This window comes from Reyranella sp. (assembly GCF_004296935.1).
In the GTDB taxonomy this organism is placed as follows: Bacteria; Pseudomonadota; Alphaproteobacteria; order Reyranellales; family Reyranellaceae; genus Reyranella.
Map to the genome: position 1 here is coordinate 1 of NZ_SCVH01000139.1, position 21109 is coordinate 21109.

The window sequence follows — 21109 nt, forward strand, 5'->3', positions numbered from 1 at the left end:
AGAAGGGCGGTCTCGGCTCGGTCGATCCGGTGCGGCCGCTCGCCTGGATGATCGACCACGCCGTGCGCGAACGCGGCGGTATCCGCAAAGGCCAGGCGATCACCACGGGATCCTGGACCGGCCTGCGCTATTTCCCGCCAGGCGCGCGCGCCCTTGGCGAATTCGTCGGGCTGGGTGTCGTCGAGGCTTCTTTCTGATCGACGTCATTCTCTTCCCCTTTGCGGAGTCTGCAAAGGGGAAGTGTCCTCGTCATACGAGGGCGATGGGGTCATGACCCCTCCGTCGCCGATTACGGCGACACCTCCCCCGCAGACGGGGGAGGAGAAGAGTCGATGCCCTAGTAGTACCAGCCCGGATACGGGTAACCGCCCCACGGACCCCAGTCCCAGTCGTTCATCGAGTTGATGTTGGCGGTCATCTGCTGCTCATCTGCCAGATTCTTCTGGAAGACGTTCGCCTGGTACCTGGAATAGGCCGCCTGGCTGCCGACATACAGGCAGACGCAGACGGTCGGGTCCGGATAGACGTAGAAGACCTGACCGTTCTTGATTTCGCGCGAGAACTTGTGCGCCGGCAGGTTCTTGAACGAGGCCTGGCGTGCCGGGGTATTCGCCGGCACGAACTTGAAGCCGGCGGCAGCCATCATGTCTTCCTTGTTGCCGATGTTCTGTTGCGTGGTCTGGCAGGCGGCGACGGCAGCGCACAGTCCCAGAATTGCAAGAGTTGATCCAACCTTAACCATCGCTTCCTCCTCGTTGAGCAGTCCTAGGCGCCACTCCACTTAGGCACCCGTCCATTTCGGCGCCCGCTTCTCCAGGAACGCCGCCATGCCTTCGCGAAAATCGGCGCTACCGTAGGCCAACCGGATCAGGTCGTCGATGCTCTCGTCGGCGATCCGGGCCTGCAGGCGGCGGAGTGCCTCCTTGGTCACCTGCAGGGTCAGCGGGGCGTGGCCCGCGACGGTCCGCGCCACTTCCTCGGCACGGACATGAAGTGCGGCCATGTCGGGCACGACCTCGCTCACCAGACCGGCCGCAAGGGCGGTCGGCGCGTCCATTAGCTTGGCGAGGAAGATCATCTCCTTCACCCGCTGCGGGCCGATCAGGGCGGCCAGCCGGGCGTAGTTGGACATCGACAGGCAGTTGCCCAGCGTGCGCGAAATCGGGAAGCCGAACTGGGCACTGGCGGCGGCCAGCCTGAGGTCGCAGACGGCGGCGATGGCGGCGCCACCGCCGGTGCAAAATCCGGCGATGGCGGCAATGGTCGGCACGGTACAACGCTCGATGGCATCCAGAATACGATCCATCTTGCGCTCGTAACCGATGCCGTCCTCGCCGCCCTCGAAACTCTTGAACTGGGCGATGTCGGTGCCGGCGGCGAAGGCCTTGTCGCCTGCGCCGGTGACGACGAGCGCCTTCACTTCGCGGGTCTTGCCGACCCGGATGCAGATCTCGGCCAACCCCTCGTACATCGCGAAAGTGAGGGCGTTGCGTGCCTGCGGCCGGTTGAAGGTGATCCAGCCGACGTCGCCACGCGTCTCGTAGAGGAGTTCAGTGGTCATATTCACACAAACAGACTGAATTGAAGTGGATGCCATCATCGTCTATGTCGCGCCACGCCGCAAACAGGCGTAGGCATGACAGCATGGCATTGGAACGGCTCCTAAAAGGCTTCTCGGACTTCCATCTGGGCTACTATCGCGAACATCTCGAGCTCTTCGACCGTCTGGCGGCAGAAGGCCAATCCCCGAAGATCCTGATCGTGGCCTGCGCCGACGCACGCGTCGATCCCGGCATTCTGACCCAGACCAAGCCCGGTGAGCTCTTCACCGTGCGCAACGTGGCCGCGATGGTGCCGCCAGCGCAGTTCCCGCCCGATGCGCGGCATCACGGCACGTCGGCGGCCATCGAGTTCGCCGTGCGTGGCCTCGGTGTCGAGCATGTGGTCGTGCTGGGACATGCACTGTGCGGCGGCATCGGCGCTCTGGTCGATGGCCGCGAGAGCGTCTACGCGGACTACGATTATCTCTCGACCTGGACCAGCATCGCCCAGGACACGCGCGACCTCGTGGTGCAGGAGCTCAAGGGCCGCCCACGCGAGGAGATCGCCCGTGCCGTCGAGCAGGCCGCGGTCTTGAACAGCGTAAGGAACCTGATGAGCTTCCGCTGGATCGCCGACAAGGTCGCGGCCGGCACGCTCGTATTGCACGCCTGGTGGTTCAACATGACCAAGGGCCAGCTCTACGCCTTCAATCCCGCGACAGCTGCGTTCGAGCCGGTCCTGGGCTTCAGCGTCGAGCCGACCGTGGGGCGCAACACCGCGCTGTCGTCGATCGAGCCGGCGCGCTTTGTCGCCGCCGTCGCCGGCCGCAAGCCGGACTTCTGACGCTCAGCTCGCCAGCGACGCGATCGCGGCGTCGACACCGCCCGGCGCGAACGGCACGCCGGCGGTCTTCATCGCCAGCTCGGTCGTGGCGAGGCAGCCCAACAGCATCGGCTCGTTGAGATCGCCCATGTGGCCGATGCGGAAGACCTTGCCCATCAGCGGCCCAAGCCCGCCGCCCAGCGACAGGTTGTAGCGGTCGACGGCAATCTTGCGCATCGCGTCGGAGTTGGCGCCTTCCGGCATCATCACCGCCGTCACCGAGTTGGAAAGCCTGTCCGTTGCCTGGCCGTAGAGCTGCGGGCCCTTGCCGTCGGCGCCCCAGGCGCGCACGGCGGCGCGGGTCGCGTCGGCGAGGCGGGCATGGCGGGCAAACACGCCGTCGAGGGTTTCCTCCTCGAGCATCTTGAGCGATTCCTGCAGGCCGAAGAACATATGCACCGGCGCGGTGCCGACGAACTTCTGCGGCGCGCGGCCGTTCATCATCTCCCAATTCCAGTAATGACGCGGCGCCTTGTTCTTGCGCGAAACCTCGATCGCCTTGTTGCTGACGCCCGTCAGCGACATGCCGGTCGGCAGCATCAGGCCCTTCTGGCTGCCGCCCACGGTCACGTCGACGCCCCAGGCGTCCATCTTGTATTCCATCGAGGCGAGCGAGGAGATCGTGTCGCTGAGCAGCAGGGCAGGGTGCTTGGTCTCGTCCATGGCGCGGCGGATATCGGCCACCGGCAGCACCATGCCCGTTGCGGTCTCGTTGTGGACGGTCAGCACGGCCTTGATCTCGTGCGCCTTGTCCTTGGCCAGCCGCTCCGCGAGCTTCGCAACGTCGGCGCCGGTGCGCCAGTCGGCGGCGAAGGTCTCGACCTTGATGCCGAGGTTGACCGCCATCTCCGCCCAGCTCAGCGAGAAGTAGCCGGTCTCGACGATCAGTACGGTGTCGCCGGCCGAGAACAGGTTGGCGAGGGCTGCTTCCCAGGCGCCATGGCCGCTGGCGTTGTACATGTAAAGCGTCTGGTCGGTCTTCAGGACCCGCTTAACGCCGGCATGGCAGGCATGCTGGATGGCCAGGAATTCGTCCGACATGAAGTCGAGGACCGGCCGGTCCATGGCGCGCAGAACGCGGTCGGGGATGTTGGTCGGGCCGGGATTGTTGAAGAACTGGCGTCCGCGCGGTTTGGCGTTCACGTAGGTACCCTCGGTCTGCGAAAGGCGAAACTCTGGCGGCAGGCCCTTGGCGGCGCAAGCGAGGCTTGCGATGCTCTGCCATTAGTTAAGTGAGGGCTCATGACCGTTGTCGCGCCGACCAACTCCGCCATCGTCACCGACTACAAGGCCCGGACGCCGGGCTCCGGCGCCCTGTTCGAGCGCGCCCACAAGGTGCTGCCGAGCGGCATTACCCACGATGCCCGCTATCTCGATCCGTATTCGATCCATGTTGCGAAAGCAAAGGGCCCGCGCAAGTGGGACGTCGATGGCAACGAGTATGTCGATTACTTCGGCGGCCATGGCGCCATGCTGCTCGGCCATTCGCATCCCGCCGTCGTCGAGGCGGTGAAGAAGCAGATGGAGCTCGGTACACATTACGGCTCGAGCCATGAGCTGGAGGTGCGCTGGGCCGAACTCGTCTGCGAGCTGACGCCCTGCGCGGAGAAAGTCCGCTTCACCGCGTCGGGCACCGAGGCCTCGCACATGGCGATCCGCTTGGCGCGCGCCTACACCGGCAAGGACAAGATCGTGCGCTTCATCGGCCACTTCCACGGCTGGCACGACAACGTGACGGCGGGCGCCGGCGCCACCTATGACGGCGGCACGACGCCCGGCGTGCCGCAGGAGGTGAGTGCGCTTTCGATCGTGATGCCGAGCGATAACGTCGCCGCCGTCGTGAAGCTGATCGAGGAGCGTGACGATATCGCCGCCGTCATGTTCGAGCCGTCGGGCGCGTCATGGGGCCAGGCGCCGCTGCCTCAGGGTTTCATCCAGGCGGTGCGCGACGCCACCAGGAAGAAGGGCGTCGTCATGTTGATGGACGAGGTCATCACCGGCTATCGCTGGTCCTCGGGCGGCGCGCAGAAGGCCTTCGGCATCACGCCCGACCTCTGCATCCAGGCCAAGATCGTGGCCGGCGGCCTGCCGGGCGGCGCGGTTGCGGGCAAGCGCGAGATTCTCGACCGCATCGATCACGATGCGACCGCGGCGAAGAAGATCGAGCGGATCCTGCACCCCGGCACCTATAACGCCAATCCGTTGTCGGCCGCGGCGGCGGTGACGGCGCTCACGCTGCTGCGTGACGAGGACCTCGCGGAGAAGGCCAACAAGACGGCGGCGGAGCTGCGTCGCGCGCTCACCGAGGTGCTGGTGAAGGAGGGCGTGCCGTGGGGCATCTACGGCCAGAGCTCGACCTTCCTGATCTATCCCAACCCGTTCAACGATCCGATCGATCCCGCGACTTTCGATCCGCTAAAAGTGCCGTTCGCCAAGCTCAAGGGCGCGCGCGGCGCGGGTCCGCTGACGGGCAAGATCCGCATGGGCCTGATGACCCACGGCGTCGACGTGATGGGTGCGCCCGGTGGCTTCGTGTCGGCGACTCATGGCGGCGCGGAGATTGAGAAGACCGTCCATGCGCTGCGCGAGACCGTGCGGGCGCTGAAGGCCGAACGTGAAGTGAAAGCGGCGTGACCCCCTCCGGCCTTCGGCCACCTCCCCCGAAGACGGGGGAGGAGTTTGATTCAGTTCTTCTCCTCCCCCGCTTGTGGGGGAGGTGCCCGTAGGGCGGAGGGGGTGTCATGTACGGATTGACCAAGGCGGTTCCAGCGGCCGAATTCACGCGCCTGCCGGACAAATTCCGCAAGCCCGGTCGCACCTCCTGGGGAGACGCCAACGCGGTCGGCATGGTGCTCGATTCCTTCCTCGAAGGGCCGAGCTTCGACCGCGCCGGCAATCTCTATGTCACCGATATTCCGTTCGGTCGGGTGTTTCGCATCAGCCCGGCCGGCGAGTGGACCCTCGTCACTGAATACGACGGTTGGCCGAACGGGCTGAAAATCCACAAGGACGGCCGGATCTTCATCACCGATTACAAGCGCGGCATCGTGTTGCTCGACCCCGCGAGCGGCAAGGTGACGCCGCTGATCGAGACTCGCGGCTCCGAGAGTTTCAAGGGCGTCAACGACCTGTTCTTTGCCCAGAACGGCGATCTCTACTTCACCGACCAGGGCCAGACCGGCCTGCACGACCCCTCCGGCCGCGTCTACCGCTACGACACGGCGGGCAAGCTCACGATGCTGGTCAACACCGTGCCCAGCCCCAACGGCCTGGTCATGAACAAGGCCGAGACCGTGCTCTATGTCGGCGTGACGCGCGGCAACGCGGTGTGGCGCCTGCCGATCATGCCGGACGGCACGGTGAGCAAGGTCGGGTTGTTCATCCAGATGAGCGGCGGCCACGCCGGCCCCGACGGCATGGCGCTGGACGAGGAGGGCGGCCTGGTGATCGCCCATCCCAGCACGACGGCCTGGCGCTTCGACGCTCTCGGCCGGCCGACGCATCACGTCGATTGCGGCGACGACATCTACTGCACCAACGTCGCTTTCTCGGGCAACGACCTCTACGTCGTGGTCTCGCGGCGCAGCGACAAGATCGCGGCGGGCACCATCCTCAGGGCGGCGATGCCGGTCGCCGGCAAGAAGATGTTCTCACACACCTAGCGCGTGCCGCTATCGCTTGCCTTTGCCGATGTGGGCGATCGCCTCGATCTCGACCAGGATCTCGGGCGCTGCGAGCGCGCTCACCTCGACCAGGGTCGAGGCCGGGAAGTCGCCGGTGAAGAACTCGCGGCGTGCTGCCCAGACTTTTACGTTGTTCTTGATGTCGGTGACATAGACCGTGATCTTGACCACGTCGGCCATGGCGCCGCCGGCCGCCTCGACCATGCCCTTGATCTTGCCGAAGATCACTTTGGCCTGCTCGTACTCGTCCATGGCGGCCAGCTTCTTGTCGTCGACGCCGCGGCACGTCATGCCGGAGACGTAGGCGATGCCGTCGGACACCAGGCAGTTGGACCAGCGTTCGGGTGGCGGCTCGGGCACGGCCGGTGAAGTGACGCGCCGGATGCTCATGTCGTCCTCCCTATTCCGGCTTGGCGCCGGAGGCTTTGACCACGGGTGTCCATTTGTCGATCTCCGACTGGATGAAGCGCGTGACCTCGGCCGGAGTCATGGTGCTGCCCTCGGCGCCGATCTCCTCCCAGCGCTTGAGGACGGCCGGTTCCTTCAACACGGCCTGCATCTCGCGGGCCAATCGGTCGACGATAGGCGCCGGTGTCTTGGCCGGCACGGAGATTCCAAACCAGGAATAGGAGATGAGGTCGGGATACCCGGACTCCTTCATGGTCGGCACGTCGGGAAAGGCGGGGCTGCGCACGTCGCTGCTGACGGCCAGCGCCCGGACCTTGCCCGCCTTGATGTGCGGTGCTGCCGAGGGGAGCGAGTCGAACATCGACGGCACGTTGCCCGCGATGGTGTCGATCATGGCAGGGCCCGCGCCGCGATAGGGCACGTGGACCATCTCCGCGCCGATCACCTGCTGCAGCCGCGCGCCCAGCAGATGATTGCTCGAGCCCGCGCCCGAGGTGGCGAAGGTGAGCTTGCCCGGATTGGCCTTGGCGTAGGCGACGTACTCCTTGAACGTCCTGGCCTCGAAGGTCGGATTGACGACGAGGACGCTCGGGTTGCGCGAGGCGATCGAGATATGGATGAAGTCGCCCATCGGATCGAAGTCGCCGCCGCCATAGAGCGTGGGCGAGATCGAGAGGCCGGAGATCACCGACATCAGCAGCGTGTAGCCGTCGGGCGCCGCCTTGGCGACCAGCGCCGTACCGACCATGGCGCCCTTGCCGGGCTTGTTGTCGACGATGATGTTCTGGCCGAGTTGCTTGCCGAGATATTCCGCGACCATGCGGGCGACCACGTCGGTCGTTCCGCCGGGTGCATAGGGCACGACGAGCTTGATCGGCTTGGACGGCCAGGCCTGTGTCTGGGCGCTGGCGGGCAGTGCAACTGCGGCCAGCGCGGAGGTAACGAATGTGCGGCGAGGGATCATGTGCCGAGTATACTCGCCGCATGAGCGACCCAAAGAATCTCTTCGCAGCCCTGTTCGAGCCAAAACGCATCGCCCTGATCGGAGCGTCGGCTGATCCCGCCAAGACGACGTCGCGGCCGCAGCGTTTCCTGCGCAAGCATGGCTTCACCGGCGAGATCCTTCCGGTGAATCCCTCGCGCAGCGAAATCCTGGGCGAGATGGCTTTTAAGGACCTGGCATCCATCCCGGGCGAGATCGACCATGCCTATATCCTGCTGAATGGCGCCGCGGCCGTGGCGGCCCTCGCGGACTGCGGCAAGCGTGGCGTGAAGGTGGCCTCCATCCTGGCCGGCGGCTTTGCCGATGCCGGCGGCGCAGGCGCCTCGCTGCAGGACGACCTTGCGCGCATCGTGGCCGAGACCGGCATCCGGCTGGTCGGGCCCAACAGCATCGGCACGGTGAGCACCCAGCCGCCCATGGTGCTGACGGCCAATGCCGCCTTCGCCATCGACAGGCTGCGCACCGGGCGCTGGGCCGTCGTCAGCCAGAGCGGAAGCCTGATCGGCGCCCTGCTGTCGCGGGCCGATGCGCGCGGCATCGGTTTTTCGCGGCTGATCTCGGTCGGCAACGAAGTCGATCTCGCCGTCGGCGAAGTCGCCGATCTGATGGTGGACGATCCGAAGACGGACGCGATCCTGCTGTTCATGGAGACCTTGCGCGATGGAGACCGTCTCGCCCGCGCCGCGCGCCGCGCCCATGCCGCCGGCAAGCCGGTGATCGCCTACAAGCTCGGCCGGTCGGAGATTGGCCAGGAGCTTGCGAAGTCGCACACCGGCGCCATTGCCGGTTCCGATGCGACGTTCGATGCCTTCTGCCGCCGTCATGGCATCGCCCGCGTGTCGATGTTCGAATCGCTGATCGATGTGCCGGCGTTGCTGGTCGACAGGCCTCCCGCGCGCGGCACGCGCGTCGCCGTGGCGACCACGACCGGCGGCGGTGCCGCCATGGTGGTCGACAACATGGCGATGGCGGGCCTCGACATCGCCGACCCGCCGCGGGCGCTGGTCGAGTGGCTAAAGCCGCTCGGCATTGCCGCGGGCGAGGGCAAGCTGATCGATCTCACCCTGGCCGGCGCCAAGCCCGAGATCGTGGCCGGCACCATCGAGCGGCTGCTGGCCGACGACGGCAACGACGCGGTGATCTTCGTCGTGGGATCGTCGGCCCAGTTCAACCCCGAGCTGGCGGTCGAGCCGCTGCTGCGCTTTGCCCGCACCGCCAAGCCCTTCGCCGTCTCGCTGACGCCGTCGGCGGAAAAGTCGCTCGCCCTGCTGACGGCGGCCGGCGTGCCCGCCTTTCGCCATCCCGAATCCTGCAGCGAGGCGATGGCCCTCTGCCTGCTGCGTCCGGCGCCGCAGCCCTTGCCCGTTTTGGCCGAACCGTCGCGCGCGTCGCTCGATGCGCTCGAAGCGGGCCGCGTCAACGGCTTCGACGAGCGCCGGGCGGCCGATCTCTTTGGCGCGCTGGGCGTGCCCATGGCCAGGTCGCTTGCGATCCCCGACGCCAAGCGGGTCGTTGCCGCCGTGGCCGAAATCGGCGCGCCGGTGGTGCTGAAAATCCTGTCGGCCGATATCGCGCACAAGACCGAGGCCGGCGGTGTGGCCCTGGGCCTGATGGATGGCCCGGCCGCCGCCGTCGCTGCGCGCGAGATCGAGCGGCGCGTAAAAGCCCATTCGCCTGGAGCGAAGCTCGACGGCTTCCTGATCCAGAAGATGGAGCGCGGCCTCGCCGAGGTGATCCTGGGTTTTCGCCGCGACCCACTGGTGGGACCGACCATCACCGTCGGTCTCGGTGGCGTGCTGGCCGAGATCTACAAGGACGCGTCGACGCGGATTGCCCCGGTCGACGAGGCCGAGGCGCGCGAGATGATCGATGAAGTAAAAGGCCTCGCCACCATTCGCGGCTATCGCAACCTGCCGCGCGGCGACGTGGCGGCGCTGGCAAGAACCATCGCGGCCTTCTCGACCCTGGCGCACAAGGCCTTTGCCGATGTCTCGGAGGCGGAGATCAATCCGCTGCTGGTCAAGGGCGACGGCGAAGGCGTCGTCGCCGTCGATGGGTTGGTCGTGCTGCACAGTTGAAATCACTCTCCTCCCCCGTCTGCGGGGGAGGTGTCGGCGTCCTACGCCGACGGAGGGGGTCATGAACCCCATCGCCCTCGTAAGACGAGGGCACTTCCCCTTCGCGGACTCCGCGAAGGGGAAGAGAATGATCTAATGGGCGGCCGGCCGGTCCAGGAGCTGGCGGAAATCGTCGAGGATGAAATAGGTCGGCTGCAGCTTGTCGATCTCGTAGGGCCGCTGCATGGCCGTCGCTGCATCGAACGACAGGCGCTCGACGCCATCGCCTTCGATCGCGTGCTTCACTTCAGCGGCCGAGGACAGGATGCCGGCGCCATAGGCTTTCAGGCCCTTGGCCGTGCGGATCAGGCCGAATTCGACGGTGAACCAGTAGAGCCGGGCCAGGCGATCGATGTTCTCCGGCCCGGCCGCGATGGCGCGCCGGCCATAGGCCTGCATGAAGTCGGCGAACACCGGATCGGTGAGCAGCGGCACATGGCCGAAGAAGTCGTGGAACAGATCGGGCTCGACCAGATAGTCGAGTTCGGCGCGCGTGCGGATCCACACCGTCACCGGAAAGCGTCGGTGGGCAAGATGATCGTAGAAGGCGGCGTCGGGGATCAGGCCCGGCACGCCGACGAGGCGCCAGCCGGTGAGCGGCATCAGCCGGGCGTTGATCGCCTCGAAATCCGGGATGGTGTCGCCGATGCCGAGCGAGTCGAGGCCGCGCAGGAATTCGTCACAGGCGTAGTGGCGGGCGAGCGCGGTCTGGCGCTCGACGAGGATCCGCCACACGGCCTGATCCTCGGCTGAATAGAGGTCGGCGTGCTGCGGCACGGTCCAGTCCGGTGCCATGCCGAGGTAGTCGCCGCGCAGGTTCTCGAGAGGGGCGATGTTCATGCCCTGAATATGAGGGCAGGGCGGCGGTGAATCCTCGCGAAGTTGGCCTGTAAGAAGGATCGTTTTGGAGGTATTCTCCATGAAATGATCATTCAATAGTGAATTATGCCATGATTGAACTCGATGACATCGACAGACGCATCGTGGCGGCGCTCCAGGCCGAGGGCCGGCTGCCGATGGTCGATCTTGCCGAGCGGGTCGGACTTTCCCCCACACCCTGCCAGCGGCGCGTGAAGCGGCTGGAGGAAGAGGGCGTGATCGGCCGCTATGCAGCCCTCGTGTCGCCGCAGGCGATGGGGCTCGGCCTGCAGGCGCTGGTCCAGATCACGCTCGAGGATCACTCCGAAAAGACCGTCGAGGCCTTCGAGGCGGCGATCCGCGCCCGGCCGGAGGTCGTGGCCTGCTACGCCGTGACTGGCGACATGGACTTCCAGGTCCATGTCTTCGCCCCCGACCTCGCGAGCTTCAGCGAGTTCGCCATGAAGGCGCTGCTGCGCATGCCCGGCGTCAAAGGCACGCGATCCTCGTTCATCATGCAGGCGGTGAAGAGCGATCTCGCGTGGGCACCTCAGAAGGCGGCGCCCCAGGCGCCGGCCCCTCAACCGTCCGCGAGAGCGCGCAAGTAGAGCGGCCGGTCGATGTTGCCGCCGCTCAGGACCAACCCGACGCGCTTGCCCGCCTGACGCTCGCGCTCCTGCATCAGGGCGGCCAGCGAGGCGGCGCCGGCGCCTTCCGTGAGCTGGTGCGTGTCCTCGTAGTAGGCGCGCATCGCTGCCATCACTTCGTTGTCGCTCACCTGCACGATGCGGTCGGCACCCTTCAGGATCATATTCAGAGCCTCGGCATCAGGTCCGCGCACAGCCATGCCGTCGGCCATGGTGTCGGCGCTGTTGGTCGCCACGACCTTGCCCGCGGCGAAGGAGAGCGCATAGGCCGGCGCCTCGGTCGAGACGACGCCTACCACCCTGGTCGAGAGCCCCAAGGCGTCGCGCACGGCGATGACGCCGCAGATACCCGAACCGAGGCCGATCGGCACATAGACCGTGTCGAGCGAAGGGGCGGTCCGGAACAGTTCAAGGGCATAGGTGGCCACGCCGCACACCAGATCGCGATGGAAGGACGGGACCATGGCGAGGCCGCGTTCGCCGGCAAGCCGCATCGCGGTCTCGCGTGCCGAGTCGAAATCGTGGCCGGCCTCCACCAACTCGGCGCCGAAGGCCCGCATGGCGGCATTCTTCTCCACCGAATTGCCGAGCGGCACGACGATGGTGGCGGCAATTCCCGTGCGGGCAGCGGCGAGCGCGATGCTCTGGCCGTGGTTGCCGCGGGTGGCGCTGATCACGCCCGCGACGGCCGGTTGCTCGCGCTTCAGCCGGTCCATGTAGACCAGCCCGCCGCGCACCTTGAAGGCGCCGGTCGGCGTGTGGTTCTCGTGCTTTACCCAGACCTCGCAGCCGGTGCGTCGCGCCAGCAGGGGCCAGGCATACTGCGGGGTGGGCGGCATGGCGGCGTAGACGATGGCGGCCGCGTCTTCGACATCCTGGAGGGACAACATGGTGCTACTGTGGGCTAAGATGCCCGAGGTTCCAACCGGAGTGCTTTGATGCCCGTTCTTCCCCGTTCGCTCGAGATCCAGGGCGAGATTTCCGCCATTCGCCGCGACATCCATGCCCATCCCGAGCTCGCCTACGAGGAGAACCGGACCTCCGACATCGTCGCGGCCAAGCTCGCGGAATGGGGCCTCGAGGTGACGCGCGGCCTGGGCAAGACCGGCCTGGTGGGAACCTTGCGCAAGGGCAATTCGTTGAAGTCTATTGGCCTGCGTGCCGATATGGACTGCCTGCCGATGGACGAGACCAACGATTTCGAACATGCCTCCAGGAATCCCGGCCGCATGCATGCCTGCGGCCATGACGGCCACACCGCAATGCTGCTGGGCGCCGCCAAGGTGCTGAGCGAGAAGCGCGACTTCGAGGGCGCCGTCCACTTCATCTTCCAGCCGGCCGAAGAGGGCGGCGGCGGCGGCAAGGCCATGATCGACGAGGGACTGTTCGAGAAGTTTCCCTGCGATGCCGTCTTCGCCATCCACAACAAGCCCGGCTTGCCGCTGGGCATGATCGCCACCAAGCCGGGTCCGCTGCTGGCCGCGGCCGACCGCTGGGACCTGCGCATCGCCGGCAAGGGCGGCCATGCCGCGCATCCCCATCTCAGCCTCGATCCGCTGATCGTCGCGGCCAACCTCGTGCTGTCGCTGCAGACCATCGTCAGCCGCAACATGGACCCGTTCGCCTCGTCCGTCGTCACCGTCGGCTTCGTCAAGGGCGGTTCGGCCTACAATGTCATTCCGACCGATGCCCACGTCGGCGGCACGACCCGCACCACCACTCCCGAGGCGCGCAAGCTGATCGAGGCGCGCATCCGCGAGATCTGCGAGGGGGCTGCCAAGATGTACGGCGTCAGCATCGACGTCGAGTATCGCTATGGCTACCCGCCGACGATCAACAACGCCCAGCGCGCCGCCTTCGCCATCGACGTGGCGGCGGGCGTCTGCGGACCGCACGGCGTGCGCGACAACGTTCAGGCCAGCATGGGTGCGGAAGACTTCTCCTACATGCTGGAGAAGGTCCCGGGCGCCATGGTCTGGCTGGGCAACGGCGGCGAGGACGGCAACGGCGCGGGCCTGCACAACTCGCGCTACGACTTCAACGACATGGCGATCCCGTTCGGGGTCAGCTTCTTCGTCAATACCGTCGAACGCTTCCTCGGCGAAAAGTCCGCTGGCTGATGACCTTTGTTGTCATGCTGAGCGTAGCGAAGCATCTTTCGCGCGGCCCCAAAGGCCCTTCGCTTCGCTCGAGGGCGGGCTTAGCCCGCCCGAGGTGACAACAGTCGATGGAATTCCTTCGCGTCTACGGTCGGGTGATCGGGCTGCTGCGGGCCGAGAAGGGGCTTGCCATCGTTCTGGCCATCGCCAACGTCGCTGTGGCCGGGTTGCAGTTCTACGAGCCGGTGCTGTTCGGCCAAGTCATCGACCTCCTGACCAACGCCCGCAACATGCCCGTCGAGACCCTGTGGCGGGACGCGCTGTCGATCCTTGGCTTGTGGGCGGTGGTCGGGCTGGGCGGGATTGCCGCCAACATGGTGGTCTCGCTGCAGGCCGATCGCATGGCCCATCGTCGCCGGCTGGGCGCAATGGCGACCTATTTCGAGCATCTGCTGATGCTGCCGTTCTCCTTCCACAACGCCCAGCACTCCGGCCGCCTGATCAAGATCATGCTGACCGGTGTCGACAATCTGTTCGGCATCTGGCTGTCGTTCTTCCGCGAGAATCTCGCCACCCTGGTGGCGCTGTTCATCATGCTGCCGCTCAGCCTGTTCATGAACTGGCGGCTCGGCCTCCTGTTGTTGGTGCTGATCCTGTTCTTCGCGGCTGCCAACATCTGGGTGGTGAGCCGCACCGACCAGTTGCAGAAGAAGGTCGAGGACCTTCACAGCGAGCTCGCCGGTCGCGCCGGCGATGCCTTGGGCAATATCAATCTGATCCAGAGCTTCGTGCGGCTGGCGGCCGAAACGGGCGAGATGCATCGCATCATCGCCCAGACGCTTCAGGCCCAGTTCCCCGTTCTGAACTGGTGGGCGCTGCTGTCGGTGATGACCCGCGCCGCCTCGACCATCACAGTGATCTCGATCTTCGTGCTCGGCACCTGGCTCTATACCAAGGGCGAGGCGACGGTCGGCGAGATCGTGAGCTTCATGGGGTTCGCCACCATGCTGATCGGCCGCATGGACCAGGCCTCGGGCTTCGTCAGCCGCATCTTCTTCCAGATGCCGTCGCTCGGCGATTTCTTCCGCGTGCTCGATGCCCAATCGACGGTGCTCGACAAATCTGACGGCATCGATATCGGGCGTGCCAGGGGCGATGTCGAATTCGACGACATCAATTTCTCCTATGACGGCAAGCGGCCGGCACTGGTGCATTTTTCACTGAAGGTGCCCGCGGGCACCACGGTGGCGCTGGTCGGACCGACCGGCGCCGGCAAGAGCACGACGCTGTCGCTGCTTCATCGCATGTGGGACGCACAGTCGGGCGTGATCCGCATCGACGGGGTCGACCACCGTGATATCAAGCTGGAGTCGCTTCGCCGCAACATCGGCGTGGTATTCCAGGACTCGACGATGTTCTACCGGTCGATCGCCGACAATCTGCGCATCGGCAAGCCAGACGCCACCCAGGCCGAGCTCGAGCAGGCGGCCAGACTCGCCGAGGCGCACGATTTCATCATGCGCCAGCCGCAGGGCTACGACACGCTTGTGGGCGAGCGCGGGACCACCCTGTCGGGCGGCGAACGCCAGCGCCTCGCCATCGCCCGCGCGCTCCTGAAGGATCCGCCCATCCTGATCCTGGACGAGGCGACCAGTGCGCTGGATTCGCTCACCGAGGCCCGCATCCAGAAGGCGCTCAAGACCCTGATGCAGGGCCGCACCACCTTCGTGATCGCCCATCGGCTCTCGACCATCCGCGAGGCCGACCAGGTCGTGGTGTTCGAGCACGGCCGGGTCGTCGAGCAGGGCGGCTACCAGGAGCTGTCCGACCGTGGCGGCGCTTTCACCCAGCTCGTCTCCACGCAGCGGGCTGGCATAGAATCTGCCTGATATCCCCTTGGCGGGCGTGGGTTGTCCGCCTAAGAGTCGCCGGACGGGGAACCTCACGAGGGAACAGGACATGAGCAAATTCGCCAAGTGGCTGGGCGGCGCTGCCGCCGCGGCCGTAGTGCTGGCCGGCCTTTCGGCACAGGCCCAGACACCGATCAAATTCACGCTGGACTGGGTCTTCCAGGGCCCGACCTCGCCGTTCCTCGTGGCGCTGGAGAAGGGCTATTACAAGGCCGAGGGGCTCGACGTCACCATGGATCCCGGCCAGGGCTCGGCCGGCGCGGTCCAGCGCGTCGCCACCGGCGCCTACCAGATCGGCTTCGCCGATGTGAACACGCTGATCGAGTACAACGCCAAGAACCCGGGCAAGGAGATCCTCTGCGTCTTCATGGCCTACGATTTCCCGCCGTTCGGCGTCTATGCGCTGAAGAAGAGCGGCATCAAGGTGCCCAAGGACCTCGAGGGCAAGAAGCTCGGCGCCCCGGTGTTCGATGCCTCGTTCCGTCTGTTTCCGGCCTTCGCCAAGAAGAACGGCATCACCAAGTGGGAACACGTCAACCTGACGCCGCAGCTGCGCGAGCAGAGCCTGGTGCAGGGCACGGTCGACTTCATCTCGGGCCACTATTTCTCGTCGATGCTCGACCTCAAGGCCCGCGGCGTGAAGTTCGATGACATCGTGGCCTTCCGCTACAGCGACTACGGCATGGACGTCTACGGCAACGGCATCATCATCTCGCCGGAGCTGGCCAAGAACGAGAAGGCGGTGAAGGGCTTCATCGCCGCCACGGTCAAGGGCTGGAAGGACGTCATCGCCGACAACAAGCTGGGCATCGCTGCCGCCAAGAAGCGCGATCCGCTGATCGACGATGCGCTGGAGACCGAGCGCCTGCAGCTCTCGCTGCAGACCAACATCCTCACGCCCTGGGTCAAGGCCAACGGCATGGGCGACGTCGACCCGGCGCGCTTCGCCCGCTCGGTCAAGGAAGTCTCCGACGCCTTCAACCTGCCGGCGGCACCTGCGCCGGACAAGGTGTTCACCAACCAGTTCCTGCCGCCCAAGGCCGATCGCATGGTCGCCAAGTAGGGATGGCTTTCGTCGACCTCAACGCCGTCAGCCTCACCTACCGCCTCGGCAAGGAAACGACCCTCGCCCTGGCCGATGCCACGTTCGGCATCGACAAGGGCGAGTTCATTGCCGTCGTCGGCCCCTCGGGCTGCGGCAAGTCGACGATCATGAAGCTGGTCACCGGCCTGCTGCCCGCCACGGGCGGCGAGGTCCGGGTGGCCGGCCAGAAGGTGACCGGGCCGATCAAGGGCGTCGGCATGGCGTTCCAGAACCCGACCCTGATGCCGTGGCGCACCACCATGGACAACATCCTGCTGCCCATGGAGGTGGTCGAGCCGCACAAGCGCCGCTTTCGCTCGAACCGCGCCGACTACGAGGCGCGGGCGATGAAGCTTCTGCAGACGGTCGGCCTCGCCGACTTCGCGGACAAGTTCCCCTGGCAGCTCTCGGGCGGCATGCAGCAGCGTTCCAACCTCTGCCGCGCCCTCATCCACGAGCCCGAACTGCTGATGCTCGACGAGCCGTTCGGCGCGCTCGATGCCTTCACCCGCGAGGAATTGTGGGGCGTCATGCAGGCCCTGTGGCTGGAGAAGCGCTTTACCGGCGTGCTGGTGACGCACGACCTGCGCGAAGCGGTCTTTCTCGCCGACACCGTCTATGTCATGAGCCGCCGGCCCGGCCGCATCGTGATGGCCAGGAAGATCGACATTCCGCGCCCGCGGACACTCGCCACCACCTTCGAGCCGCATTTCGTGGAGGTCGTGCACGAGCTGCGCGACCGGATCAGCCAGGAACACGCATGACCGAGCTTCAGCGCGAAGCCTTGAAGCATGCCATGCCGTGGCTGGTGATGGCGGTCCTGCTGATCGTCTGGGAGATCGCCTGCATCGTCTTCGATGTGCCGGAAATCATCCTGCCCCGGCCGAGCAAGATCTTCGTCGTCTTCGTCCAGCGCTTCGACATTCTGATGGCCTACTGCTGGGACACGTTGTGGACGACCACGATCGGCTTCCTGCTGGCGATTGCCGGCGGACTGCTGCTTGGCCTCGCGATCGGTGCCTCGCCCTTCGTCTACTCCGGCCTCTATCCGCTGCTGATCGCCTTCAACGCGATCCCGAAGGTGGCGATCGTGCCGATCCTGATGATCTGGGTCGGCGTCGGTTCGCTGCCGGCCGTCATCACCGCCTTCGTCATCAGTTTTTTCCCCATCGTGGTCAATGTGGCGACCGGCCTCGCCACCATCGAGCCGGAGATGCGCGACGTGCTGCGCAGCCTCGGCGCCACGCGCTTCGAGATCCTGACCAAGGTCGGCATCCCGCGCGCCATGCCCTATCTCTTCGCCAGCCTCAAGGTCGCCATCACCCTGGCCTTCATCGGCTCGGTGATCTCCGAGACGGTGGGCGGCAACAACGGCATCGGCTTCCTGATGCTGTCGGCCAGCGCGCGCAACGACGCCCCCACGACCTTCGCCGGCCTGTTCGCCATCGCCATCATGGGCGTGGCGATGTACGCGGTCTGCGCCATGGTCGAGAAGCGTATGACCCGCTGGGCCTTCCGCGGCGAAATCGTCGGCTGAGCCGAAGTTAAAGTTGACATTTCAGCAGGTTTTAGGCTAAATTCTTGATAGGTTGGCGCTTCTTTTGAGTTTGGGGCGCCGGCCTTTTTCATTCCGGCAAGACCTGCCCGTGGCCGTCCACGGGTTGCGCTGAGCGCGTGGTGCAGCCGCCGCGAGTCCTGACTCGTGGACCCATCAACCTCTGACCCCCTCCGTCCCCTTCGGGGACACCTCCCCCGCAGACGGGGGAGGAGTTTGTGTCACCCCTTCTTCTCCTCCCCTGTCTGCGGGGGAGGTGGCCCGTAGGGCCGGAGGGGGTCGGACTCCGGGCACAACTTCGGGCCCAACACTCCCGCGTTTCAGGTGGGCCCGCTCAGCCGGGGAAAATCCCGGATCCATTGGCTTTCCGGCGCGCGGAGGGCCGATATTCTGTCGGTCGAGTTGGGCCAAAATCGCAAAGTTGGGCCAACAGTGGCAGAAGCGTCTAGACGGTCAGGACGCCGTCCTTGGCCACGACTTTGCCGGCCCTGATCACCAGCTTGCGGCGCGGGCGGGCGACGACGGCTTCGGCCACGGAGCCCGCTTCGACGGCCACGAAGTCGGCGGCGGCGCCGACGGCAATGCCATAGGCTTCGAGGCCGAGCACGCAGGCGGCCGCGTCGGTCACCATCTCGAAGGCGAATTTCAGCTCGTGATCGTGCCGGAAGTTGGCGCGGTAGCCGATCATCATGGCGCGTTCGAGCATGTCGCCGTTGCCGAAGGGCGACCAGGCATCGCGGATGTTGTCCGATCCGCCGAACACTTTTACGCCGTGCTGGCGCAGGAGCGCGAGCGGCGGGATGGGAGCGCCGCCCGGTCCGTGGCTCATGATCGCCACGCCGGCCCTGGCCAGCACATCGGCCGTGCGCGCGGCGACGTCGGTGGGGACCGAGCCCAGCGCGAAGGCATGGCTGACGGCCGCTTTGCCCTGCAGGCCTGAAGCGGTCGTGCGCTCGGCGATGGCGATCAACTGGGCGATTCCGCTCTCGCCGCCGTCGTGCAGATGGATGTCGACTCCCACGCCGCGCCGTTCGGCGATGGCGAAGATCGCGTCGAGATGGCCGTCGAGATCGCCGTCGATGCCGACGGGGTCGAGGCCGCCCACCAGGTCGGCGCCCTCGGCGATGGCGGCGTCCAGGAGATCGGCAGTGCCGGGCGAGCGCACGATGCCGCTTTGCGGGAAGGCCACGATCTGGAGGGTGACGAGGTCCCGGAAGCGCTCGCGTATCTTCAGGACCTCATGCAGGTTCCTGAGGCCGAGCTGGTTGTCGATGTCGACGTGGCTCCGCATGTGCAGCGTGCCGCTCGCCACCACCTGGCGCACCAGGTTCGAGCCGGTCTCGGCCTCCGGCACCGTGCGTGCCGAACGCACCTTGCGTTCGGCCTCGATGCGGTCCGAGACCTTGTTGCCGGCAGCCTGGTTGGGCACCCAGGGCAGGCCGAGCAGAGTCTTGTCGAGATGGATGTGGCCGTCGACCAGCGGCGGCAGCAGCAGGGCGCCCGCCACGTCGAGCACGTCTGCGTGCGCCGGCACGCCGGGCGCGGCAGGGAGGAGGGCGGCGATCCGCCCTCCCTCGATGTCGATATGATGCCTGGTGCCGTCGGCCAGGACGGCGTTGGCGATCAGCATCGTATTACTTGTCGGCGACCGCGCCGGCTTCCTTGCGGAAGCCGTTCACCGCGGCCCTGGCGGCCATCGCCATCAGGCCCGAATCGTTGGCGATGGTGTTGAACTGGAAGCCCATGCCGACCGCCTTGGCGGCGTAGCTTGCCGTACCGTTGTGGATGCCCGCGAACAGGCCGCGCTTCTTGCAGGCCGTCGTGAGCTTCTCGTAGATCTTCAGGACCTGCGGCTCGTCGCGGTCGAGCTTCGGTACCAGGCCCAGCGACAGGCCGAGGTCGGACGGGCCGACGTAGATACCGCTGATGCCCGGCACGTCGAGGATGGCGTCGATATTGTCGATCGCTTCCTGGGTCTCGATCATCGGGATGATCAGCACCTCGTCGTTGGCCGTCGCCTGGTAGGGCGTGGCGTCGCCATAGGCGCCGGCGCGGATCGGGCCGTTGCTGCGCTTGCCCCTGGGCGGATAGAGCGCATAGGAGACCAGCGCCTTGGCCTCAGTGGCGTTGTTCACCATCGGGCAGATCACGCCCCACGCGCCGCCATCGAGCACCTTGCCGACGATGCCCGGCTCGTTCCAGGGCACGCGCACCAGCGGCGTGATCGGATGCTTGTCCATCGCCTGGAAACAGGCGACCATCGACTGATAGTCCTGAACGCCATGCTGTATGTCGACGGTGACGCTGTCCCAGCCGCACTGCGCCATGACCTCGGCGGAGAAGCCGCTGGGGATCGCGAGCCAGGCGTTGACGCAGGCCTTGCCCGCCTGCAGCCGCTTCTTCAGCATATTCGTCGACATTTCGCCGCTTCCTCAGTTTGTTGGGACGGCGAAGTCTACACAGGGACGGGTAATTCGGTGACGATTTTGTCGTTGCGGGCCGGACGGCTCGCGGTCGATCTCGCGCCCGCCGCCGGCGGATCGATCGCCCGCTTTGCCATCGAGACTGCGGACGGCGCGTTCGACCTGCTGCGGCCGGCCGATGGTGCCGCGATGGCCTGCTATCCGCTGGTGCCTTATTCCAATCGCATCGCGAACGGCCGTCTCGTTGTCGGCGGCGAGGAAATCATCCTGAAGGCCAACTGGCCGGGCCAGCGCCATCCGATGCATGGCGATGGCTGGGCCAGGCCCTGGCAAGTCGCGCGTCAGGGTCCGGGCTCCGCCGAGCTGGTCTACGAGCATGACGGCCAGGACGGATGGCCGTTCCGCTACCGTGCTGGGCAGGTGTTCCGCCTCGACGAGGATAGGTTGGCCGTCGCCATGACGATCGAGAATCTCGAGAGCCGGCCAGTGCCGGCGGGTCTCGGCCTGCATCCCTTCTTCTCGCGCGATGCCGACACGGAACTCGCGTGCCGGGTTGAGGGCGTGTGGCGGGCCGATGCCGACGTCCTGCCGATCGACCGCGTTACCGTGCCGCCGGAGTGGAGCTTTGCCCACTCCCGCCCGGTCGACGATGTCATCCTCGACAACTGTTTCGATGGCTGGGACGGCCGGGCCACGATCCGCTGGCCCCGGCGCGGCCTCGGCCTCACCCTCGAGGCAACGGAGCCGTTTCGCCATCTCGTGATCTATGTTCCAAAGGGCCGGCCGCATTTCTGCGTCGAGCCGGTGAGCCATGCCAACGGTGCCGTCGCCCGAGCGCTGTTGCCCGCGGGCGCCGCCCTCGCAGGCGAGATCGCGTTTCGTCCGTTCATGTTGTGAG

At 66.2% G+C, this 21109-nt stretch carries 20 protein-coding genes and 1 pseudogene; 12 read left to right on the forward strand and 9 right to left on the reverse strand.

Features of this window, described 5'->3' with window-relative positions; genetic code table 11:
* Positions 1 to 197: pseudogene (locus tag EPO55_RS19445) on the forward strand (hypothetical protein); the annotation flags it as partial.
* A 140-nt stretch (positions 198 to 337) separates the two neighbouring features.
* On the opposite strand, the gene EPO55_RS19450 reads toward EPO55_RS19445, so the two are convergent.
* Both EPO55_RS19450 and EPO55_RS19455 read right to left on the reverse strand, forming a co-directional pair.
* The gene (locus EPO55_RS19450) at positions 338 to 742 is read right to left on the reverse strand and encodes a hypothetical protein (RefSeq protein ID WP_296338811.1); all 405 of its coding nucleotides are present in this window, start codon (positions 740 to 742) and stop codon (positions 338 to 340) included.
* 39 nt (positions 743 to 781) lie between these two features.
* Positions 782 to 1561 (reverse strand): enoyl-CoA hydratase/isomerase family protein, encoded by a 780-nt coding sequence (locus tag EPO55_RS19455; protein WP_296338812.1) that lies wholly within the window; start codon positions 1559 to 1561, stop codon positions 782 to 784.
* Between the two features lie 83 nt (positions 1562 to 1644).
* Between EPO55_RS19455 and EPO55_RS19460 the strand changes: the two genes are divergently transcribed.
* Positions 1645 to 2385, forward strand: coding sequence for a carbonic anhydrase (locus EPO55_RS19460; protein ID WP_296338813.1), 741 nt, complete (start codon positions 1645 to 1647; stop codon positions 2383 to 2385).
* 3 nt (positions 2386 to 2388) lie between these two features.
* On the opposite strand, the gene EPO55_RS19465 is transcribed toward EPO55_RS19460, so the two are convergent.
* The gene (locus EPO55_RS19465; RefSeq protein ID WP_296338814.1) at positions 2389 to 3567 is read right to left on the reverse strand and encodes an aminotransferase class V-fold PLP-dependent enzyme; all 1179 of its coding nucleotides are present in this window, start codon (positions 3565 to 3567) and stop codon (positions 2389 to 2391) included.
* 99 nt (positions 3568 to 3666) lie between these two features.
* Between EPO55_RS19465 and EPO55_RS19470 the strand changes: the two genes are divergently transcribed.
* Together EPO55_RS19470 and EPO55_RS19475 are read left to right on the forward strand one after the other, a co-directional pair.
* Positions 3667 to 5058, forward strand: a complete 1392-nt coding sequence (locus tag EPO55_RS19470; protein ID WP_296338816.1) for an aminotransferase class III-fold pyridoxal phosphate-dependent enzyme — start codon at positions 3667 to 3669, stop codon at positions 5056 to 5058.
* A 107-nt stretch (positions 5059 to 5165) separates the two neighbouring features.
* Positions 5166 to 6086, forward strand: a complete 921-nt coding sequence (locus EPO55_RS19475) for an SMP-30/gluconolactonase/LRE family protein (RefSeq protein WP_296338817.1) — start codon at positions 5166 to 5168, stop codon at positions 6084 to 6086.
* A gap of 9 nt (positions 6087 to 6095) precedes the next feature.
* Here the strand turns inward: EPO55_RS19475 and EPO55_RS19480 are convergent, their stop codons facing one another.
* Together EPO55_RS19480 and EPO55_RS19485 are read right to left on the reverse strand one after the other, a co-directional pair.
* On the reverse strand, positions 6096 to 6497 hold the full coding sequence (locus EPO55_RS19480) for a RidA family protein (protein ID WP_296338818.1): 402 nt from the start codon (positions 6495 to 6497) through the stop codon (positions 6096 to 6098).
* Positions 6498 to 6507: 10 nt separating this feature from the next.
* Entirely contained in the window at positions 6508 to 7479 is a 972-nt protein-coding gene (locus tag EPO55_RS19485; RefSeq protein ID WP_296338820.1) for a tripartite tricarboxylate transporter substrate binding protein, read from the reverse strand.
* A 20-nt stretch (positions 7480 to 7499) separates the two neighbouring features.
* On the opposite strand from EPO55_RS19485, the gene EPO55_RS19490 reads away from it, so the two are divergent.
* Positions 7500 to 9596 (forward strand): acetate--CoA ligase family protein, encoded by a 2097-nt coding sequence (locus EPO55_RS19490; RefSeq protein ID WP_296338821.1) that lies wholly within the window; start codon positions 7500 to 7502, stop codon positions 9594 to 9596.
* Positions 9597 to 9728: 132 nt separating this feature from the next.
* Here the strand turns inward: EPO55_RS19490 and phhA are convergent, their stop codons facing one another.
* On the reverse strand, positions 9729 to 10475 hold the full coding sequence (gene phhA / locus EPO55_RS19495; protein WP_296338823.1) for a phenylalanine 4-monooxygenase: 747 nt from the start codon (positions 10473 to 10475) through the stop codon (positions 9729 to 9731).
* Positions 10476 to 10585: 110 nt separating this feature from the next.
* On the opposite strand from phhA, the gene EPO55_RS19500 reads away from it, so the two are divergent.
* Entirely contained in the window at positions 10586 to 11101 is a 516-nt protein-coding gene (locus tag EPO55_RS19500; RefSeq protein ID WP_296338825.1) for an Lrp/AsnC family transcriptional regulator, read from the forward strand.
* On the opposite strand, the gene EPO55_RS19505 is transcribed toward EPO55_RS19500, so the two are convergent.
* Positions 11074 to 12030 (reverse strand): threonine dehydratase, encoded by a 957-nt coding sequence (locus EPO55_RS19505; protein ID WP_296338826.1) that lies wholly within the window; start codon positions 12028 to 12030, stop codon positions 11074 to 11076. The genes EPO55_RS19500 and EPO55_RS19505 overlap by 28 nt on opposite strands.
* 48 nt (positions 12031 to 12078) lie before the next feature.
* On the opposite strand from EPO55_RS19505, the gene EPO55_RS19510 reads away from it, so the two are divergent.
* From EPO55_RS19510 to EPO55_RS19530, 5 genes are all read left to right on the forward strand, one after another.
* A complete protein-coding gene (locus tag EPO55_RS19510) occupies positions 12079 to 13260 on the forward strand; it encodes a M20 aminoacylase family protein (RefSeq protein WP_296338827.1) in 1182 nt (393 codons plus the stop codon).
* Positions 13261 to 13367: 107 nt separating this feature from the next.
* Complete coding sequence (locus tag EPO55_RS19515) at positions 13368 to 15128, forward strand: glucan ABC transporter ATP-binding protein/ permease (protein ID WP_296338828.1); 1761 nt, start codon at positions 13368 to 13370, stop codon at positions 15126 to 15128.
* Positions 15129 to 15198: 70 nt separating this feature from the next.
* On the forward strand, positions 15199 to 16212 hold the full coding sequence (locus tag EPO55_RS19520) for an ABC transporter substrate-binding protein (RefSeq protein ID WP_296338829.1): 1014 nt from the start codon (positions 15199 to 15201) through the stop codon (positions 16210 to 16212).
* A gap of 2 nt (positions 16213 to 16214) precedes the next feature.
* A complete protein-coding gene (locus EPO55_RS19525) occupies positions 16215 to 16997 on the forward strand; it encodes an ABC transporter ATP-binding protein (RefSeq protein WP_296338831.1) in 783 nt (260 codons plus the stop codon).
* A complete protein-coding gene (locus EPO55_RS19530; RefSeq protein ID WP_296338833.1) occupies positions 16994 to 17770 on the forward strand; it encodes an ABC transporter permease in 777 nt (258 codons plus the stop codon). Before EPO55_RS19525 ends, EPO55_RS19530 begins: the two co-directional genes overlap by 4 nt.
* Before the next feature lie 463 nt (positions 17771 to 18233).
* Here the strand turns inward: EPO55_RS19530 and EPO55_RS19535 are convergent, their stop codons facing one another.
* Positions 18234 to 19418, reverse strand: coding sequence for an amidohydrolase family protein (locus EPO55_RS19535; RefSeq protein WP_296338835.1), 1185 nt, complete (start codon positions 19416 to 19418; stop codon positions 18234 to 18236).
* A gap of 4 nt (positions 19419 to 19422) precedes the next feature.
* On the reverse strand, positions 19423 to 20208 hold the full coding sequence (locus tag EPO55_RS19540) for an aldolase/citrate lyase family protein (RefSeq protein WP_296338837.1): 786 nt from the start codon (positions 20206 to 20208) through the stop codon (positions 19423 to 19425).
* Between the two features lie 57 nt (positions 20209 to 20265).
* Here EPO55_RS19540 and EPO55_RS19545 point away from each other — a divergent pair, with 57 nt between their 5' ends.
* Positions 20266 to 21108 carry an aldose 1-epimerase gene (locus EPO55_RS19545; protein WP_296338839.1) on the forward strand — a complete coding sequence of 281 codons (843 nt, stop codon included), beginning with the start codon at positions 20266 to 20268 and terminating at the stop codon, positions 21106 to 21108.
* Position 21109 lies beyond the last annotated feature (1 nt).

What these genes read in the sequence shown, in the direction of transcription:
- EPO55_RS19450 (WP_296338811.1), bottom strand. Translation starts at nt 742, where the DNA reads ATGGTTAAGGTTGGATCAACTCTTGCAATTCTGGGACTGTGCGCTGCC.
- EPO55_RS19455 (WP_296338812.1), bottom strand. Translation starts at nt 1,561, where the DNA reads ATGACCACTGAACTCCTCTACGAGACGCGTGGCGACGTCGGCTGGATC.
- EPO55_RS19460 (WP_296338813.1), top strand. Translation starts at nt 1,645, where the DNA reads ATGGCATTGGAACGGCTCCTAAAAGGCTTCTCGGACTTCCATCTGGGC.
- EPO55_RS19470 (WP_296338816.1), top strand. Translation starts at nt 3,667, where the DNA reads ATGACCGTTGTCGCGCCGACCAACTCCGCCATCGTCACCGACTACAAG.
- EPO55_RS19475 (WP_296338817.1), top strand. Translation starts at nt 5,166, where the DNA reads ATGTACGGATTGACCAAGGCGGTTCCAGCGGCCGAATTCACGCGCCTG.
- EPO55_RS19480 (WP_296338818.1), bottom strand. Translation starts at nt 6,497, where the DNA reads ATGAGCATCCGGCGCGTCACTTCACCGGCCGTGCCCGAGCCGCCACCC.
- EPO55_RS19485 (WP_296338820.1), bottom strand. Translation starts at nt 7,479, where the DNA reads ATGATCCCTCGCCGCACATTCGTTACCTCCGCGCTGGCCGCAGTTGCA.
- EPO55_RS19490 (WP_296338821.1), top strand. Translation starts at nt 7,500, where the DNA reads ATGAGCGACCCAAAGAATCTCTTCGCAGCCCTGTTCGAGCCAAAACGC.
- phhA (WP_296338823.1), bottom strand. Translation starts at nt 10,475, where the DNA reads ATGAACATCGCCCCTCTCGAGAACCTGCGCGGCGACTACCTCGGCATG.
- EPO55_RS19500 (WP_296338825.1), top strand. Translation starts at nt 10,586, where the DNA reads ATGATTGAACTCGATGACATCGACAGACGCATCGTGGCGGCGCTCCAG.
- EPO55_RS19505 (WP_296338826.1), bottom strand. Translation starts at nt 12,030, where the DNA reads ATGTTGTCCCTCCAGGATGTCGAAGACGCGGCCGCCATCGTCTACGCC.
- EPO55_RS19510 (WP_296338827.1), top strand. Translation starts at nt 12,079, where the DNA reads ATGCCCGTTCTTCCCCGTTCGCTCGAGATCCAGGGCGAGATTTCCGCC.
- EPO55_RS19515 (WP_296338828.1), top strand. Translation starts at nt 13,368, where the DNA reads ATGGAATTCCTTCGCGTCTACGGTCGGGTGATCGGGCTGCTGCGGGCC.
- EPO55_RS19520 (WP_296338829.1), top strand. Translation starts at nt 15,199, where the DNA reads ATGAGCAAATTCGCCAAGTGGCTGGGCGGCGCTGCCGCCGCGGCCGTA.
- EPO55_RS19525 (WP_296338831.1), top strand. Translation starts at nt 16,215, where the DNA reads ATGGCTTTCGTCGACCTCAACGCCGTCAGCCTCACCTACCGCCTCGGC.
- EPO55_RS19530 (WP_296338833.1), top strand. Translation starts at nt 16,994, where the DNA reads ATGACCGAGCTTCAGCGCGAAGCCTTGAAGCATGCCATGCCGTGGCTG.
- EPO55_RS19535 (WP_296338835.1), bottom strand. Translation starts at nt 19,418, where the DNA reads ATGCTGATCGCCAACGCCGTCCTGGCCGACGGCACCAGGCATCATATC.
- EPO55_RS19540 (WP_296338837.1), bottom strand. Translation starts at nt 20,208, where the DNA reads ATGTCGACGAATATGCTGAAGAAGCGGCTGCAGGCGGGCAAGGCCTGC.